The sequence below is a fragment of the Fibrobacter sp. UWB11 genome, from assembly GCF_900143015.1.
In the GTDB taxonomy this organism is placed as follows: Bacteria; Fibrobacterota; Fibrobacteria; order Fibrobacterales; family Fibrobacteraceae; genus Fibrobacter.
The window spans coordinates 1,394,937-1,411,368 of record NZ_FSRT01000001.1 but is presented as its reverse complement, the minus strand read 5'-3'; the positions used below and the strand labels follow the sequence as shown (position 1 = coordinate 1,411,368).

Annotated in this window: 15 protein-coding genes; 7 read left to right on the top strand and 8 right to left on the bottom strand. The window is 45.8% G+C overall.

Annotated features, from left to right (window positions below):
• Window positions 1-80 precede the first annotated feature (80 nt).
• The 5 genes from BUQ91_RS06025 (at window position 81) to BUQ91_RS06005 (ending at window position 5,827) form a co-directional block, all read left to right on the top strand.
• A complete protein-coding gene (locus tag BUQ91_RS06025) occupies window positions 81-926 on the top strand; it encodes a CAP domain-containing protein (RefSeq protein ID WP_074208515.1) in 846 nt (281 codons plus the stop codon).
• Window positions 927-999: 73 nt separating this feature from the next.
• Window positions 1,000-1,815, top strand: a complete 816-nt coding sequence (locus tag BUQ91_RS06020) for a hypothetical protein (RefSeq protein WP_074208514.1) — start codon at window positions 1,000-1,002, stop codon at window positions 1,813-1,815.
• A gap of 9 nt (window positions 1,816-1,824) precedes the next feature.
• Window positions 1,825-3,534 (top strand): PCMD domain-containing protein, encoded by a 1,710-nt coding sequence (locus BUQ91_RS06015; protein WP_074208513.1) that lies wholly within the window; start codon window positions 1,825-1,827, stop codon window positions 3,532-3,534.
• 63 nt (window positions 3,535-3,597) lie between these two features.
• Complete coding sequence (locus tag BUQ91_RS06010) at window positions 3,598-5,091, top strand: ABC transporter permease subunit (RefSeq protein WP_074208512.1); 1,494 nt, start codon at window positions 3,598-3,600, stop codon at window positions 5,089-5,091.
• Window positions 5,081-5,827, top strand: coding sequence for an amino acid ABC transporter ATP-binding protein (locus tag BUQ91_RS06005; RefSeq protein WP_074208511.1), 747 nt, complete (start codon window positions 5,081-5,083; stop codon window positions 5,825-5,827). Before BUQ91_RS06010 ends, BUQ91_RS06005 begins: the two co-directional genes overlap by 11 nt.
• Before the next feature lie 162 nt (window positions 5,828-5,989).
• Here BUQ91_RS06005 and BUQ91_RS06000 read toward each other — a convergent pair whose 3' ends face one another.
• The 8 genes from BUQ91_RS06000 to BUQ91_RS05960 all read right to left on the bottom strand — a co-directional run bounded on the left by BUQ91_RS06000 (window position 5,990) and on the right by BUQ91_RS05960 (window position 15,034).
• Window positions 5,990-6,367 (bottom strand): hypothetical protein, encoded by a 378-nt coding sequence (locus BUQ91_RS06000; RefSeq protein ID WP_072828382.1) that lies wholly within the window; start codon window positions 6,365-6,367, stop codon window positions 5,990-5,992.
• 66 nt (window positions 6,368-6,433) lie between these two features.
• A complete protein-coding gene (locus tag BUQ91_RS05995; protein ID WP_074208510.1) occupies window positions 6,434-7,648 on the bottom strand; it encodes a formylglycine-generating enzyme family protein in 1,215 nt (404 codons plus the stop codon).
• A 14-nt stretch (window positions 7,649-7,662) separates the two neighbouring features.
• Window positions 7,663-8,505, bottom strand: a complete 843-nt coding sequence (gene cdaA / locus BUQ91_RS05990) for a diadenylate cyclase CdaA (RefSeq protein ID WP_074208509.1) — start codon at window positions 8,503-8,505, stop codon at window positions 7,663-7,665.
• The gene (gene folP, locus BUQ91_RS05985; protein WP_074208508.1) at window positions 8,492-9,406 is read right to left on the bottom strand and encodes a dihydropteroate synthase; all 915 of its coding nucleotides are present in this window, start codon (window positions 9,404-9,406) and stop codon (window positions 8,492-8,494) included. Before folP ends, cdaA begins: the two co-directional genes overlap by 14 nt.
• Window positions 9,407-9,414: 8 nt before the next feature.
• Window positions 9,415-11,514, bottom strand: coding sequence for an ATP-dependent zinc metalloprotease FtsH (gene ftsH, locus BUQ91_RS05980; protein ID WP_254794395.1), 2,100 nt, complete (start codon window positions 11,512-11,514; stop codon window positions 9,415-9,417).
• A complete protein-coding gene (locus BUQ91_RS15415) occupies window positions 11,501-12,886 on the bottom strand; it encodes a tRNA lysidine(34) synthetase (protein WP_254842259.1) in 1,386 nt (461 codons plus the stop codon). The genes ftsH and BUQ91_RS15415 overlap by 14 nt, the downstream gene beginning before the upstream one ends.
• Window positions 12,883-13,914, bottom strand: a complete 1,032-nt coding sequence (locus BUQ91_RS05965; RefSeq protein ID WP_074208507.1) for a hypothetical protein — start codon at window positions 13,912-13,914, stop codon at window positions 12,883-12,885. The genes BUQ91_RS15415 and BUQ91_RS05965 overlap by 4 nt, the downstream gene beginning before the upstream one ends.
• A 103-nt stretch (window positions 13,915-14,017) precedes the next feature.
• On the bottom strand, window positions 14,018-15,034 hold the full coding sequence (locus tag BUQ91_RS05960) for a hypothetical protein (RefSeq protein ID WP_074208506.1): 1,017 nt from the start codon (window positions 15,032-15,034) through the stop codon (window positions 14,018-14,020).
• 59 nt (window positions 15,035-15,093) lie between these two features.
• Here BUQ91_RS05960 and BUQ91_RS05955 point away from each other — a divergent pair, with 59 nt between their 5' ends.
• Window positions 15,094-15,309 (top strand): hypothetical protein, encoded by a 216-nt coding sequence (locus BUQ91_RS05955; RefSeq protein WP_074208505.1) that lies wholly within the window; start codon window positions 15,094-15,096, stop codon window positions 15,307-15,309.
• An 86-nt stretch (window positions 15,310-15,395) separates the two neighbouring features.
• On the top strand, window positions 15,396-16,358 hold the full coding sequence (locus tag BUQ91_RS05950) for a nuclease-related domain-containing protein (RefSeq protein ID WP_074208504.1): 963 nt from the start codon (window positions 15,396-15,398) through the stop codon (window positions 16,356-16,358).
• Window positions 16,359-16,432: the final 74 nt, after the last annotated feature.

Here is a 16,432-nt window from a genome sequence, read left to right as displayed (position 1 = left end):
AATAAACGAGTCATCCTGAGCGGACCCTGGAGCCGCAGGCGATAGGGGTAGTCGAAGGGTCTAAAATATTAGGGCATATTATGAAAGTTAATTTGTTTATGAAAACGGCAGGATTCGCAATCTGTGCATCGCTTGCTTTTGCATTTACGGCATGCTCCGATAATGTTTCGGTTGTGAAGTATGAATCCCATGAAGTAGAAAAACAGCCTTCTCCTTCCGAAGTCATAAAATCCTCGTCTAGCGCAAAGAGCAAGGCTAGTTCTTCATCAAAGAAATCCGAAAGTTCTTCGTCTGTTGCGCAGTCTTCTTCGGCAAAAACATCGAGTTCTTCCGTTGCAAAACCATCGAGCTCTTCCTCTGCAAAAGCTTCGAGTTCATCTTCAGAAAAGAAGTCTGAAAGTTCCTCATCTGAAAAGAAACCTGCAAGTTCTTCTTCTGAAACACCGAAATCATCTGCAACATCGTCTTCGTCTGCGGGCACATCGTTCTTTAGTGAAAATTGGCGTCAAGCTTGCCTCGACAAAATCAACGAATACCGTGCCACAGAAAATTTGGAACCACTTACCTTAGCTCCTGAAGAAAAGCAGACCTGCACCGATAAGCAAGCGGGTGACGACCTTGCGGAAAATAAGGCGCACGGTCACTTTGGCGCTTGCGGCGAAGGGGCTCAGAACAGCGGCCCGAATTTCAATACCTCTTGGAGAAAAACGGCTATTGAAGTGTCCGATGCTTATCTTAAGATGATGTGGGAAGACGAAAAGGCGCTTGTGACAAGCGGCGAACGTGACCCTAATAAAGACGAGGATTACTCCTACATTGGCCATTACCTCAACATGAAGGGCAACTATAAAACTGTCGCTTGTGGCATTACACTCAGCGAAGATGGCAAAAAAGGCTGGTTCAACGTGAATTTCTTTAGAAAGTGATGGTCTTTCACTCTAAAAAATTACGCTTTTTGTAGTATTTGGATTTTAAAATCAATTTTTTATCTTTAGGCCTATGAATATTAGGCCTATTTTTTTTGTTATTTCGCTCATTGCAGTGCATGTTCTGGCGAAAATGCCGGAAACAACGGCTTATCTTGAAACCCATCAGCCGGATGTTTCTGTTACGGATTCTACAAAATCGCCCGCGAAAAAAGGCGGGCTCCTTGGTAGCCTTTTTGCCGTTGAACAAGATGAGGCGATTCATCGCGGAAATATCCTTACAGGTGCAACGCTTTTTTTGCTCCAAGGAAATTCAGATGAAGATGCCTTGAACATTCTCTTTGGCGATATTTACAAGGCTGAAGGTTATACATTTACGGCGGAGGCCTTTGGCGGATATTTTGTTCGTGATGCAATGGCTGTGGGTATGCGTGCTGGTTATAGTCGCACTTATGTCGATGTCGATTATTCGATTCTCGAAGATTTGGCTGATGTTAAGGAACGTCGCAAGTATGTGAGCAATGGCTTTTTTGTCCAGCCGTTTCTTAAAAATTATTTGAAAGTTTTTGATTCCAGAACGATTTACTTTTTTAACGAGACTTCGCTTACGGCTGAATATTCTTATGGAATTTCGCAGTCGGATGATGGTGAAGATGTCTCGAAAACGCGTAATCACGGATGGACTTTTAAGTTTGGTATCAATCCGGGCCTTTGCATTATGGTGCTGGATCGCTTGGCATTTGAAACGTCGGTGGGCTTGTTGGGCTTGAGTTCGTCTTGGATAGTCGTAGAAGAAAATGGTGAACGTCGTAGTGAAGTTTCTTACAACATTGTGAATTTTAAGATAAACTTACTAGCGCTTGATTTTTCGCTAGTTTATTTCTTCTAGGAGCTTGTTATGTCGTTTAAAAATAAAGTTTTTTGGCAAATCATCGCGATGTGTTCTTGTGCCGTTTATACGCTCGTTTCGTTGAATGGTTGCTCTGCAGATTACGATACTTTTGGAAAATCGGATTATTGCGTGTTGAGCGAAATAACATTTGCTGAACAAGAATCTTCGCCTGCAGTTTATTCGAATAATCATCGAATGGTATTTGATTTGGTGGCTCCGCCGGAATCGCTTGAAACATGGAATTCCGTGACGATTGATGCTATTGACATGAGTCATTTCGCTTCGCTCCATTTGGTTAAAGGTAAAGTTGAAGAATTTCCGACGGATTCGGTTGCGCTCGATTCTTTAGCGCAAAAGATTTCTGTATCCGATGAATCCATTAAGATGGGCGAGAAAATTGATATTCCTTCTAGCCATGTTCTTTATGTTGTTGTAATTTCGGAAAGTGGTAAAAAGGCTGTTTGGCAGCTGGTCTTTAATATCCCTGAAGTGAAACCGAAATCTTCTTCAAGCAATTCGGTTAAGTCAAGTAGCTCGGCATCTTCAAGCAGTTCGGTAAAGTCGGTGGCATCCTCAAGCAGTTCCGCAAAATCCGCATCATCCAGCAATTCTGGCAAGTCTAGCGAATCTAGCAGTTCTGCAAAAAATGAATCTAGCAGTTCTGCGGCATCTGTTGCGTCAAGCTCTTCAGCGGCAAAGTCTTCTCAACCCCCGAAAATTCTTGCGCTTTCTATTGCCGGCCTGGCGGCAGTTGTTAATGAAGAAAGCAAGTCTATTCACGTTGACGATCTCGATTTTCGAACGGATTTGACATCGCTTGAACTTTCTGATTTGGAACTTTCGGAAGGTGCTTCGGCAAATATTAAAGTGGGCGAGTCTTACGATTTTAGCACTGGCGTCCAGGTGACAGTGATGAATGGAAATGACGAAAGCGAAACGTACACCGTCAAGGCGGGCTATCAATTGCCGGGCTCCAATTTTAATTCTTGGAAAGGTGATGACGTGACCCCGGATTCTATTTGGGGTAATGCCAACACGATTTTGACGACGACGAAAAAAATTACTTCGGGTTCCTTGATTGGTGCGCAAATTCAGACCAGTTCCGTGCTCGGAAAAGTCGCAAGCGGTAGCCTTTACACGGCAGATTTCAACCCCAAGGGCGTCGGTACGCTCTCGATGGCAAATGCATCGACATGGCCCGATGGCAATGAACTTTTGGACTTTGGCAAACCGTTTGCGGCACGTCCCGAATTTATGGAAGTCAAGTTCAGTTACGAAGGCAAGGGCGATAGCTGCGACATTTATATTCTGCTCGAAAACCGTACAGGCGATAGGAATATAAACCGTAAGGCCGGCGATGTGAACAAGTTGGTGGCTTCGGCTTGGTTCCGCTCTACAAAGGCTGACAATTCTGGCCGCGAAAATCCGGATGTCGTGAGTGTTTCGGAACCGGACGAAAATGGAATGCGCACGCTTCTTCTCAAACTCAAGTATGGAGAACCGCTGGCGGGTTCTCCAATTGAGAACTCTTCGACATTCAATACCGAACTTGAATCCTCGAACAAGTCTGCTGTTAACAATGGCTTAGAGCAGGGCTCGGGCGAAGAGCCGGTAACGCATATCCGCGTGGTCTTTGCCTCAAGCGCCAATGGAAACCACTATGAGGGAATAAAGGGCGCGACTCTTATCATTGACGAAATGAGGTTGATTTATTAAATAAAACTCACAAGGGTTCCCAAACTTTCGGCTTTTAACTAACTTTAAAATTAAGGTTAAAAAATGATACGAAAGTTACTACTCCCAGTTCTCATTGCGTTTTATTCGCTGGCCTTGACCTCTTGCGATAACAAGCAGGCGGTCATCCCCAATAAGGTTCATTCCATTAGCGATCTCGGCCACAAAAAAGTGGGCGTGCAGATTGGCAACACCGCCGATATCTATGCTTCCGAATATGGTGGCGATACGGCGAAAATCGATGTCGAACGCTACACGAAACTTGCCGATGCCGTGCAGGCCTTGATGCAGGGGAAGATTGATGCGGTCATGAGCGATGACCAACCGGCCAAGGCTTTCGTGCGCCAAAATCCGTCACTTCGCATTCTCGAAGAAGTCTTCGTCGAAGAGATGTATGCGGGCGTTGTCGCAAAGGGCAACGAATCGCTGCTTGATTCTGTGAATCAGGCGATTGCGCAAATGAAGTTCGACGGTGTTTACGATTCAATTTTCAATAATTACATCAATCACACTAGCGATTATCATTACCAGAAGAAAGTGACTGAAGGTCCGAAACTTATCGTTTCGACCAATGCTCAGTTCCCTCCGTACGAATTCTACAAGGACAATAAGATTGTCGGTCTTGATATCGAAATCGTCAATTACATTGCCGATTATTTGCATCGAACTGTCGAAATTCAGGATATAGAATTCGATGCGATTATCAATGCGGTCGCATCGGGCAAGGCTGATGTCGGTTTCGCGGGCTTCACGGTTACTGAAGAACGCAAAAAGTCCATCAACTTTACGACCCCTTACACGCTTTCTAAAGTTGTCGTGATTGTCCGTGGCGACAAGGCTATTGAAAATGACGAAAGCTTTGGGGATCATTTCTACAAGAACTTTGTGAAGGAATCTCGCTGGAAGTTCATTCTCGAAGGTCTCCGCAACACGCTTGTTATTTCATTCTTTGCAGCTCTCCTCGGCATCATGATTGGCTTTGTGATTGCGCAAATCCGCACGAACAATGAATTTAACGGTCGCTGGAAGGTGTTGAATTGGTTTGCAAAAGCTTACCTCGCCGTGATTCGCGGAACGCCAATGATGATCCAGTTGCTCATCATTTACTACATCGTCTTCTCGTCGGTGAACGTGAACAAGATTCTCGTTGCGATTGTCGCATTCGGTGTGAACTCCGGTGCTTATGTTTCTGAAATTATCCGTAGCGGTATCAAGGGCGTGGATCCGGGCCAGATTGAAGCGGGGCGCAGTCTTGGCCTTCGTTTCCGTACGGTGCTTTATCACATTGTCTATCCGCAGGCTTTCAAGAATTCTCTCCCCGCGCTCACGAACGAATTTATATCGCTCATCAAGGAAACTTCCATTTGCGGTTACATCGGCCTTACCGATTTGACGCGCGGTGGTGACATCATCCGCAGTATGACTTACGAAGCCATGCTCCCGCTCCTTGCTGTGGCTGTAATTTACTTTATTCTTGTCGCCGGGCTCTCGGCTTGTGTTGCAAAACTTGAAAAGAGGTTGAAGAAAAATGAACGCTAATGCTGAAACTTTAATCCAGGTCAAGGACCTTTGCAAATCTTACGGTGACAAGCAAATTCTCAAGGGTATTTCTCTTGATATCCATCGTGGAGACGTTGTTGCCATTATCGGACCTTCGGGTTGCGGCAAGTCGACGTTCTTGCGCCAGCTGAATTTGCTTGAGCAGCCAACGAGTGGTGATATTCTTTTGGATGGCAAGAGCATTTTGGCCAAGAATGTTTCGAAGCCTGAAATTCGCGAACGCGTTGGTATGGTATTCCAGCAGTTCAACCTGTTCAAGAACATGACGGCTCTCAAGAACATCATGTTTGCTCCGGTAAAGCTCGGACGCCTTTCTAAAGCCGATGCCGAAGCTCGCGCGAAAGACCTCTTGAAGCGCGTGGGACTTTTGGAACGTGCCGACCATTATCCGGCACAGCTTTCTGGCGGTCAGCAACAGCGTGTGGCGATTGCCCGTGCCATGGCGATGCAACCTGAAGCGATTCTTTTTGACGAACCGACGAGCGCTCTGGACCCCGAAATGGTGGGCGAAGTGCTCAAGATCATGAAGGATCTTGCGAAGTCCGGCATGACGATGATTGTTGTGACACACGAAATGAGCTTTGCACGCGAAGTGGCTAACCGCGTACTGTTCTTTGCCGACGGTTACGTCAAGGAAGATGGAACGCCCGAAGAAATCTTCGACAATCCAAAAGACGCCCGCCTCAAGGAATTCCTTTCGGCACTCAAGAAATAACGAAGTGCCGCGGCACTCCCGCATTAAGTTGTCATCCCCGCCTCTGAGCGGGGACCTCCTTTAAAAAACGAGAAACCCCGGCTTTTAAACCGGGGCTTCTTGCTTTAAATTTTAGCTTTTTTGCTGCTGCGTTTTCGCGGCATGTCGCCGACGTTTCAGCGCTTAGTTATAGCTATTTCTTGCGTCCGTTTGGGCCTTGAAAATCTTGTCGTATTCGTCCTTAGTGATTCTCATGTAACCCGTGACAATCTTGCCAGATTCGTCTTCGCCGAATTCATAGTAAGCGGAGTCGCCCTTGACGCGCATCAAGATGTCCATGTTGAGGGAATTCTTGCCACGGAGAGCGTTGTCTTCGTATTTGGCGGTAAGATCGCCATTCACGTTTCTGATGGTGAAGTCGATATTGTTTTCAGTGAAAACTTCAAAAATCATATCGGCTTCGCCTTTCCAATAACCGGTGTATACGGGTTGATCGTCGCTGCATCCGAAGAATGCAAAAGTCGAAAGAACAAGTGCGGAGAGAATAAGTTTTGTTTTCATGGTTTTAAATTAGATTTTTTTGCGGGGGTGAGCTAGTGAAAGTGTGTAACGATGTTTTAACAAATTCTATTTGCAGCACCTGAAACCAACGCTCGGGTACTGGTTTTGCGGGTAGAAACTGAATTTGCTCTCGGAACAGCTGCTTTCGTTATTGGTATTCCATGCGCCACCTGCGACCAGGTATTTGTCGGGGTGTTGCTTGCTTGTGGAACTCGTCCATTCCCAAAGGTTTCCGTTCATGTCGTTCATGCCCCACCAACTGCGGCACTGAGTTTTGCGGCCACTTCTCTTGGCCGATTTTGTATTGGTGTTGCACTTGCTTTGCTTATAGCTATTGCCGTAAGAATATTTGAATCCGTCCTTGCCACGGCAGGCGGCTTGCCATTCTTCGATAGAGCAGAGGTGCTTGCCTTCGTTCTTGCAAATGCGGGCGGCTTCTTCCTGGCTTACCATGTCCTTGGGCGTTGCATCCGGCTGGTTCGGGTATTCGTATGCGTCAACGCAAACCGTTTTTCCGCCGACAGGCACAGGGTAGGCGTTCTTGCCACAAATATTGTCGCTTGCCATGTCGTATTTTGCTTCTTCCCAAGCGGTGCGGTTGCCGACGGAATCTTCAGCAAGGAAGAATACGGAACCGGTCTTGTTGTAGTCAATGGGTTTGCTTGCATCCTGCGGATTCAGCGTATCACCAATGGAAACAAATGTCTTGCACTTGATTTCATCGCACTTGACTTTAAGTTTGATGGGGGAGTAATAGCGACCTGCTGGGGGTGTGATTTCTGCGGTAGGCGGGACCTTGTCCGAGTTGCGGAGATTTTCGGCTTCGCGTAATTTGTCCAAGGAATCCTGCTTAGCTTTTTCGTTTTTTGCAAGGGCGTCTAGGCTATCCCTGCGAGCCTTTCTTTCGGCACGGATGCTGTCGCGCACATGCTTGAGGCTATCCTTGTTGACCTTCGGCAAATTGGCGAGCGAATCTGCTGTGCGGAGGCTATCGGCACGGCGCAAGCTGTCTGTGATTCGTGCGTCTTCGAGGGCCTTCAGGCTGTCGGCCTTAGCTTGTTCAGCACGGAGGCTGTCGAGAATTTCTTTTTGGCGCAAGGCGAGTTCCGCAAGCTTTTGTTCTTCAAGAGCCTGTTGCTTCACTTTGTTGAGCTGGCATTGTACAACGAACAAGCATACAAGTAAAAGGAACATTAAAATCAAGATGACGAGATTGCGTTTCCCGTTTTTCTTGTTTTGTTTATTTGCGGAGTTTTTTGGTGTATTGGTGTTTTTAGCCATAACTTTCCTAGATCTTAATTTTCAACAGCTTCGTTTTCAGTTTCGCTCGGTTCTTCATCGATAACTTCGTTGAAGAGGTCATGCCAGTGGCGGAAAATTTCTGCCTTGAGTTCCTTTGGAGTGAGGCCGCGTCTCAGGTTGTTTCTGTATGCGGTCGAAATTTTACCCGTTTCTTCGGAGACGATGATAATCAGGGCGTCACTTTCGGCTGCGAGAGCCTTTGCTGCGCGGTGGCGCATGCCATAGCCTGCATCACCTTCGGCATTACCTGTCGGCATCGGCAAAATACATCCTGCTGCAACAATTTCTTTGCAGTTCAGGATTACGGCACCGTCATGCAAAGCGGAGTTCGGGAAAAAGAGTGCGCGTAAAAGTCTGGAACTGATGCGTGCATTCAAAAGCTCACCTGTGTCGGCGTAGTTCTTGAGGCCAACGCGTTTTTCAAGCACGATAAGAGCACCGGTCTTTGTCTTGGCGAGGTCTTGGACAGCACTGCAAATTTTTTGGGAAATATCGTCGAGACCGCTGGCGTGGAAGAGAATATTGCGCAAGTCCACCTTACTCACGCTTTGGCCGATTCGTGTAAGGGCGCTTCGAATTTCGGGCTGGAACAAAATCACGATGGCAATAATACCGAGCGTAGCGAGGTTACTGAGCATCCAAACGAGTGTGTGGAGTTCCCACCATTGTGCGATGAGCCATGCGAGAATAAGCAAAAAGCCACCGAAAATCATCTGTGCTGCACGCGTCCCGCGGAACAGCAAAAAGATATAGTACAGAATGACTGATATGAGGAGAACGTCCAGAATGTCAGCCATACGAACATCGATGATGCCGAATAACTTAAACAGAGTCATGGGACTTCAATGCCTCCAAATATAAAAGTGATTCTTTTGCTTCACGAACGTCGTGAACGCGGATAACGCTTGCACCGCCGAGGGCTGCCACAATGCCTGCGGTTACCGTCGGAATTAATCTGTCGCTGGATTCGAGACCCGGCATCTTTCCGATGTAGGACTTTCTCGAAGTGCCTATCAAGACGGGGTAACCGTCCTTGAGCATAACCTCGACGGACTTCATCAAGTCTATGTTGTCTTGAACAGTCTTTCCAAAACCGATACCCGGGTCAATGCAAATGCGTTCTTTTTCTACACCCGCATCGAGGAGTTTCTTTACCTGAGCCAATAGTTCTTCCTGAACTTCCTGCACCACGTTTGAGTAAGGCTTGAAGTCCTGCTGCATTGTTCCGAAGTTTCCGCGCATGTGGTTCAGCACGACGCTAGCCTTGGTGCGGGCTACCGTGTCGATCATGTTCGGGTCCATCATGCAGGCGCTGATGTCGTTGATGATGTGCGCACCGAGCTTCATGCATTCTTCGGCGACTTTAGCCTTGACCGTATCGACCGAGATGTAGAATTTGCGGAATCCCGGATTGTCGAGGTCTTCCGAAATAGTTGCGGTCTGTGCGAGCGCTTCGACAACAGGGCAAACGCGGTCGATTTCTTCTTGCTCGCTTACATGCTCGCTTCCCGGACGGCTGCTTTCGCCACCGATATCGAGAATCACGGCACCTTGTTCAACAAGAGAAATCGCGTGTTCGTAAGCCGCTTCGGGGGTATTATGCTTGCCTCCATCAAAAAAACTGTCCGGGGTAACGTTTACGATACCCATGACAAGCGGCATCCTCGAAGCTGGAATGATGTCGTTTCCGATTTTCCAGGAGATTGCACGAGTGGATTCAAGAATAGAGTGGAGCATAATCGCGGTTACTGTTGTTCGGTTTCTTTAACGGAGTTAGTGGCTGTTTCGTTACCTGTAGCGGGGGCGGGCTGTACGTCGGTAATCGGGGCTACCGGAGGTTGGTCACCCGGATCAGGAGGTGGAGTATTTTCTTCTTCGCGCTTCTTTGCGAGTTCTTCCATGGCCTTGTACTGGCGGCTCTTCTTTGTGCCGGTGAGCTTTTCGCCCGCCATGACCTTGTCGATTTCTTCGCGGTCGAGGACTTCAAATTCAAAGAGTGCTTCGGCGAGGTCGATTAGCTTGTCCTTGTTTTCTTCAAGGAGCTTGCGGGCCGCTGCGTCCATGCGCTTGATTAGGCCGTTGATGGCATTGTCAATTTTTTCGGCCATCATTTCGGACATTTCCTTCGGCTTCGAAATCTCACGACCGAGGAATACTTCGCCATCGGCGCGACTGTAGCAGACAGGTCCGATTTCTTCGTCGAATCCCCATTCCGTGACCATCTTGCGGGCAAGTTCTGTGGCGCGCTGGATGTCGTTCGAAGCACCGGTACTCTGGTGGTTGAAGAAAATGAGTTCGGCAAGGCGGCCAGACATCATGATCATGATGCGTTCTTCGGCATATTCGCGGCTGTAGCTTACCTGGTCGCGTTCCGGCAAACTCATGGTCACGCCGAGAGCGCGTCCGCGCGGGATAATCGTAATCTTGTGGAGCGGGTCCGAGTGCTTGCAGAGCAAGGTCATGAGGGCATGGCCCGCTTCGTGGTAAGCGGTGTGGCGCTTTTCTTCGTCGGTCATGAGGAGCGTGCGGCGTTCAGCACCCATGCTGAGCTTGTCGCGGGCTTCTTCAAAATCGAGCATCGTCACTTTCTTGTTGTTGAACCTTGCGGCAAGGAGCGCAGCTTCGTTCACCAAGTTTTCGAGGTCCGCACCGGCAAGTCCAGGCGTTCCCTTGGCAACAGCCTTTACATCGACATCATCGCCAAGAGGAACCTTGCGTTTCTTCAAGTGGACTTTCAAAATTTCTTCACGGCCCTTGAGGTCGGGGAGTCCCACCACAATCTGTCGGTCAAAGCGGCCCGGACGCAAAAGCGCCTTGTCGAGCACGTCAGGACGGTTTGTTGCGGCAATCAAAATCACGCCTTCGTTAGCGGTAAAGCCGTCCATTTCCACGAGCAATTGGTTCAATGTCTGTTCGCGTTCATCGTGACCGCCACCGAGACCAGCACCACGCTGGCGACCTACGGCATCGATTTCGTCGATGAACAAAATGCACGGAGCGTTCTTCTTGCCTGTTTCAAACAAGTCACGCACGCGGGATGCACCCACGCCAACGAACATTTCCACAAAGTCAGAACCCGACATGCTAAAGAACGGCACGCCAGCTTCGCCAGCAACAGCGCGGGCGAGGAGCGTCTTACCCGTGCCCGGAGGGCCAACGAGCAAAGCACCCTTCGGAATGCGTCCGCCGAGTTTGTCGTACTTCTTGGGGTCTTTCAAAAATTCGACAAGTTCCTGCAAGTCCTGCTTGGCTTCATCGCAGCCGGCTACATCGTTGAATGTTGTCTTCTTTTGCGAAGTCAGCTGGCGAACCTGACTCTTGCCAAACGAGAACGGGCTCTTTCCGCCACCGCCCATTTGACGGCTCATCATGATATAGAAGAATGCGATGAGCAAAATGGCCGGCAAAAATCCGATGAGCGTTTCAATCCAGGTGGTCGATTCGTGAATGACCTTGACTTTTACGCCCTTGAACGTTTCCCATGTCGAAATCTGTTCGTTCGAGACCTCGAGCATGTGGCTCTTGAAATGCTTGTGCTTTGTATCGCTACTGGCGCGGGTGAACCTTGCTATGGCGCTCTGGTTCTTTTTCGCTTCGGCAATTTCTTCCGGAGTCATCTCGTAAGCGCCTTCGATAATTACGCCATCAGGAGTCTTCTGGAGCGAAAGTTCCGTAATGACTTTGGTGGAATCTCCCATCAATGCCAAAAAATCCGTACGGGTAATTTCCTTGTTGTAGTCGTTCCCGGTCTTGGGGAACAAAACAAAAAGCATGAGGAGCATGACGAGAACAATAATGAAATTCTTGTTCTTAAACGGGGATGTAGGCTTCTTAGGTTGGTTCATTATAATCCTTTTCTTTCATCTCGCAAGATACAAATTTTGCAGCGGATAGCGCGTCTTTGAAATCGCAAATCCAGACAGTATTGCGTATTTTGACGATAGATCGCTTGCGATATACGGTACGAATCGGAATTTTTACATGGGCGGGTTCCTTGGGGCCGTAGAAAAAGCCTGTTGGGAAGCGGAAACCCTTCTCTGAAAGCCACAACCGGAATAATTCAGAAAGGTCTGCATCGGCATGTGCGCGCAGAACCTTGTTGAGCTTTTTCTTGTCCAGCGCAATCGTACGTATTGCATTGTCATCCCGGACTCTGTTCCGGGATCGCCACGTGTCATGCCCGGCTTGACCGGGCATCTCCTTCTCGTCTAATAAACACGGTGCAAACGCCTCGTCGCATTTCCCTATCACTTTCGCATACGCCCTGTCTGCAATCCCGGCAATTCTGCAAAGCTGTTTTATTGCCCCCGGACATTCGCTTTCCAAATTCGGCAAAAACTCGTGCCTAATCTTGTTACGTGCGAACTTCACGTCGGTATTGCTTTCGTCTTCGCACCAATCGAGATCGTGCTCACGAGCGTAGGCGAGTAATTCGCTGCGCGTGACATTTAAGAATGGACGGTAGAGATATGGGGTATGGGGTATGAGGTTGCAACCTTCTTTTTCGTTGTCATTCCCGCCTCCGAGCGGGAATCTCCCTTCTTCACTCTTGTCTTCTTGGGTGGGGGAGGCTTCGTCTAGAATGCGGACTTCTTGAATCCCGCGGAGCCCGGCAAGCGTTGTTCCGCGCTTGAGTCGCATGAACATGGTTTCCGCCTGATCCCCTGCATGATGCGCCGTCACGATTGCAATAGAGCTATGGAATATGGGGCCGCAGTTTTCGGCTGCTTTGGGGTATGAGCTATGGAGACTGTCATGCCCGCCAGAACTTGTGTTGAGCGTAGCTGAAAGATGCGGGCATCTTCCTTCGTCATCCTGGAGCCTCGCAGAGGCGATAGGATCCATAACGTTTTTTTTGTGGACTCTATCGCCTGTTGGCTCCAGAGTGACAATGCTTTCCACAATCTCGAATAGCGCTTTATATCTTGCATCTCGTGCATTTTCTTCGAGCGATCCATCGGCACTTTTCAGCGCTTCGCCATCTAGTTTTCTCAAGAAAAAAGGAACGTCGTACGATTTCGCAAACTCTTCCACAAATTTTGCGTCCCTGTCTGCGGTCCCTTCGCGTAACCCGTGATGCACATGCGCAATCCCAAGCCATTCGATTCCGAAAGTCTCGCGATTCTTGATAAAATAATGCGCTAAGCAAATAGAATCTAAGCCGCCCGAAACTGCAAGCAACAGACGTTTAAAACTGTGACGACAAATTAAAGTCATTTTTTAGTGGGCTTACGACGTTTGGGCTTCTTTATTTCGTCTAGTTTTATCAACGCCGTTCCTGTATCATTTGTGTTTAATGATGTTGAATCCACACCAAATGATGTAGACATTTGTGGTAGATGTTCATTACATTTCTTATCTACTTTTATAGAATCATTGAAATCAATCAAATTCAAACCGAGATTGACAATTTCCTTGGCTTTAGGAACTTGGTCTTCGTAATTTGTAGCGTTATCGAGGCTCAAATTACGAACTGTTTTTTTGTTGTAGTCAATCATGTCTACGCTAAATGTATAGCCATCCAAGACAAAGCCAATTTTGTATTCTTTTGTATAATTTTCAGCAAGTTCTTTGAATTTAAAAAGATTTGCTTTTTTGTCGTTAGGGAACAATTCCCACTGGCAACGAATTCTTTCAGTCGGTAAGACCTTTTGTGTATCACGGCTTGCGGAATCCTTTGTAGTAAATTTTGCACCGGCACAGAGCCTAACCTGCTTGCAAAAGATAATGGAATCTGCTTGGACGTCTGTAGCATTTTTTCCACGTATGGTCATTGTGTAATTGTTGTTACCCCAAGCATCTGCGTAATTGATTCTGATGGTGTAGTCGTGATTACTTTTTGTATGGTCTGGTAAGGGTCGATCTTCAACGCTTCCGAATGTTTCCCTCGAATCAATGTATTCAAAAACCGCAAGGAACAGATAGGAACAAGCTAAAATAAAGGGGACCGATAAGCAAAGAACGATTTTATTTTCTGCAAAACGTTTCCCAATAGCAATCGTTGCCGCATACAGAATCGCGAAAATAAGGAAAATCGCAATCGTGTATGCGTATGTATAAGAGGAAAGAAATCGCAACTTGCAAATGATGATTAAGGGGATTACCCACAATAATATTTTGCAAATTTTTTTGTGCTTGTTCTTTTTATATAGCAGGGTGAGAATTAAGGCTAGAACACATGGGGCAAAAATATTCAGCCCATAATTCGCTACGTCTTCTAAAACGATTTTAAAAATTTCAAGCATATTTTACTCCTTTCCATTTCAAATCTAAAAATAAATTTGAGTTTAAGGATGCCTTTGCGGCTAAATATGCTGTTCTATCTATGCACTTAAACAGAATTATGTTCTATTCTCGTGAGTACTGTCTCAACAATTGCCTTGTTTCTTCTGTCGGGAGTTCTTTGGCGCATTTGTTGAATTCATCATCGTTGTCTATGCTGAATCCTTCTACAGGTCCTTCTTTATAGTAAGATTGATCATCGCTTTTATCACGTGCGCTCAATAAAAATTCTGCGGTTTCTTCTTTGCACAATTTCTCGTTGATGAATCCCAATCTTTGCGTGTTTGTGCAAGTCTTTCCATTGCTGGATATCGTTGAAATGTAGTTCATCCCTGTGGCGTCGAATTTAGGAGTCGAAATAACTTCAAAGAGCTGGTTACCGATAGAGAAGGATTGCGTTAAAAAGTCTTTGGATTCCTTCTTTATCGTATTTTCAATCATCAGCTGTTTGATGATGGCGTCGCCAATATCAAAACCAAAACTACGATTTATAATTTTTCCGATGTTAACGTCGTTTGGCTCTAAGTTGTCTGTATCAATAGTTGTGGTAATATAAATGGAGTCTTTTGTAATTTGCATTGTTCTTGCAATTCCACTTAGGCCACCGATGTATTTTGAACACTTGATTTCTGTATCACCAAGGTTTCTTCTGCAACCGGTGACTTTCCACGTTCCATAAATATCATTGTGGTCATTGCTTAACGACAAAGTTTCATAGTTGTAGTATGTGTCAAGAAATTGTTGTTCATCGGAATCTTCAGAAATTTGCTTTTCGGTTGGTCCCATCCAAAGCGAGTCGCCAACAATTTTATAAGTGCCCGGATCCAATGATTCTGGATATTCTTCCCAAGCAAAAGTCTTTGTGTCGGGGTGGTAATTGCAAGCGTACGTTCCTTGATAAACACGTCCCGTTGCTTCATCGTATTTAATTGGGATGGCATATGTGTAACCTTCACCGAAATCAACATTTGACTGAACGGATGGATTTTTGTTTTGTGTGTTGTCGAGACCCGATGTCGGATTGTCATCGCTGCAGGCGACGAACATGAACATGCCAAATAAGAACGTGTAAGCTTTTTTCATATTAAATACCTTTTCTATTCAAATCGAATATATTAAATTTGGTCGATAAGGAGGCTGTCATGGCTAAAAATAAAGACAAAATGTTCAGCAAGGTTGCTGAAACAGCCAAAGAAAGCGATATGATGCGCATGCGACGCATAGACGGCTCCCAAAACGGAGCCTCGTTACGGACAAGAGTTGTCCGAGACAAGACAAAGTATAACAGAAATTTGAAACACAAGAAGTCCTTCGCTGATGCGGGGGACTTCCCTTTTTATGGTGAAAAATGGAACTAATATGCTAAGTTGGAATGTGCCTTTTTTTAATATGTCTTTAAATACAGTATATATTTGGAATTGAATTATTATGCAAGGAGTTTGATATGTCTATTATTGATGCTTTTTTCAACAAACGCCTAGGTCCTGTATTTTTAAAGGAAAACAGTGATGCTGAAAACTTTATTGCTAAAATGAAGACTCTTTCAGAAAGAGCTTCTGGAAGTTTAAAAAGTGAAATTGAAGAACAGATTAAGCTTGCTGAAATTGGATTACTTGGTGAAAAACAGATAATTTATGAACTAAAAAATAGCGGCTTAGATATGTATATATTGCATGATATTTATCTTGAAAAAGGTGATTTGTCTGCACAGATTGATTTTTTGATTTGTACACGCCAACATATTTATGCAATTGAGTGTAAGAACTTGTTTGGTGATATCGAAATAGACGATAAAGGAAATTTTATTAGACGCTTTAATTTTGGAAAATTTTATAAGCGAGAAGGTTTGTATTCTCCTGTTACACAAAATGAAAGACATTTGAATGTCCTTAGAGAAGTTCGTCGTGATGCCAAAACAGGTAGTTTTCTTGGACTCGCAGAAAAAGTTTTTGATGAAAATTTTTCAAGTAATTACAAGTCTATTGTTGTTCTTGCAAATCCAAAAACAGTTTTGAACGATAAAAAAGCCCCTAAAAATATTAGAGAACATGTTATTCGTGCAGACCAATTGGTTGCTTTTATAAAAAATATGGATAATTCAAGGAATGCTGATTGGTCTGATTCTTCCATGTTGGAAACAATGCAGTATTTCTTGAATTGCAATCGACCAAATAAATCGGACTATGCAAGAAAATACGAGGACATTTATTTGATGTCCGTTATCGGTAAAATTAAGGAAGAACGTGGTGATCAAACACCTGTCGAACCTGCTAAAAATCCATCAACTGAAAAAATTTGCCCCAAGTGCGGAAAACCTTTAGTTCTGCGAACCGCTAAAAAAGGTGAAAATGCAGGTAATCAATTCTGGGGCTGTAGTGGATTTCCTAAATGCTGGTATAGAGAATAAAACGCTTCCAAACCTTAAATGGGCGAGAATTGTATAAAGTTTCGCATTTTGCGTAACGCATTTTGCGAAAAATG

Coding starts and splice junctions, on each gene's coding strand:
- BUQ91_RS05960 (WP_074208506.1), bottom strand. CDS start 15,034: ATGAAAAAAGCTTACACGTTCTTATTTGGCATGTTCATGTTCGTCGCC.
- BUQ91_RS06025 (WP_074208515.1), top strand. CDS start 81: ATGAAAGTTAATTTGTTTATGAAAACGGCAGGATTCGCAATCTGTGCA.
- BUQ91_RS06010 (WP_074208512.1), top strand. CDS start 3,598: ATGATACGAAAGTTACTACTCCCAGTTCTCATTGCGTTTTATTCGCTG.
- BUQ91_RS05965 (WP_074208507.1), bottom strand. CDS start 13,914: ATGCTTGAAATTTTTAAAATCGTTTTAGAAGACGTAGCGAATTATGGG.
- folP (WP_074208508.1), bottom strand. CDS start 9,406: ATGCTCCACTCTATTCTTGAATCCACTCGTGCAATCTCCTGGAAAATC.
- BUQ91_RS05950 (WP_074208504.1), top strand. CDS start 15,396: ATGTCTATTATTGATGCTTTTTTCAACAAACGCCTAGGTCCTGTATTT.
- BUQ91_RS06015 (WP_074208513.1), top strand. CDS start 1,825: ATGTCGTTTAAAAATAAAGTTTTTTGGCAAATCATCGCGATGTGTTCT.
- BUQ91_RS15415 (WP_254842259.1), bottom strand. CDS start 12,886: ATGACTTTAATTTGTCGTCACAGTTTTAAACGTCTGTTGCTTGCAGTT.
- BUQ91_RS06000 (WP_072828382.1), bottom strand. CDS start 6,367: ATGAAAACAAAACTTATTCTCTCCGCACTTGTTCTTTCGACTTTTGCA.
- cdaA (WP_074208509.1), bottom strand. CDS start 8,505: ATGACTCTGTTTAAGTTATTCGGCATCATCGATGTTCGTATGGCTGAC.
- BUQ91_RS06005 (WP_074208511.1), top strand. CDS start 5,081: ATGAACGCTAATGCTGAAACTTTAATCCAGGTCAAGGACCTTTGCAAA.
- BUQ91_RS05955 (WP_074208505.1), top strand. CDS start 15,094: ATGGCTAAAAATAAAGACAAAATGTTCAGCAAGGTTGCTGAAACAGCC.
- ftsH (WP_254794395.1), bottom strand. CDS start 11,514: ATGAACCAACCTAAGAAGCCTACATCCCCGTTTAAGAACAAGAATTTC.
- BUQ91_RS06020 (WP_074208514.1), top strand. CDS start 1,000: ATGAATATTAGGCCTATTTTTTTTGTTATTTCGCTCATTGCAGTGCAT.
- BUQ91_RS05995 (WP_074208510.1), bottom strand. CDS start 7,648: ATGGCTAAAAACACCAATACACCAAAAAACTCCGCAAATAAACAAAAC.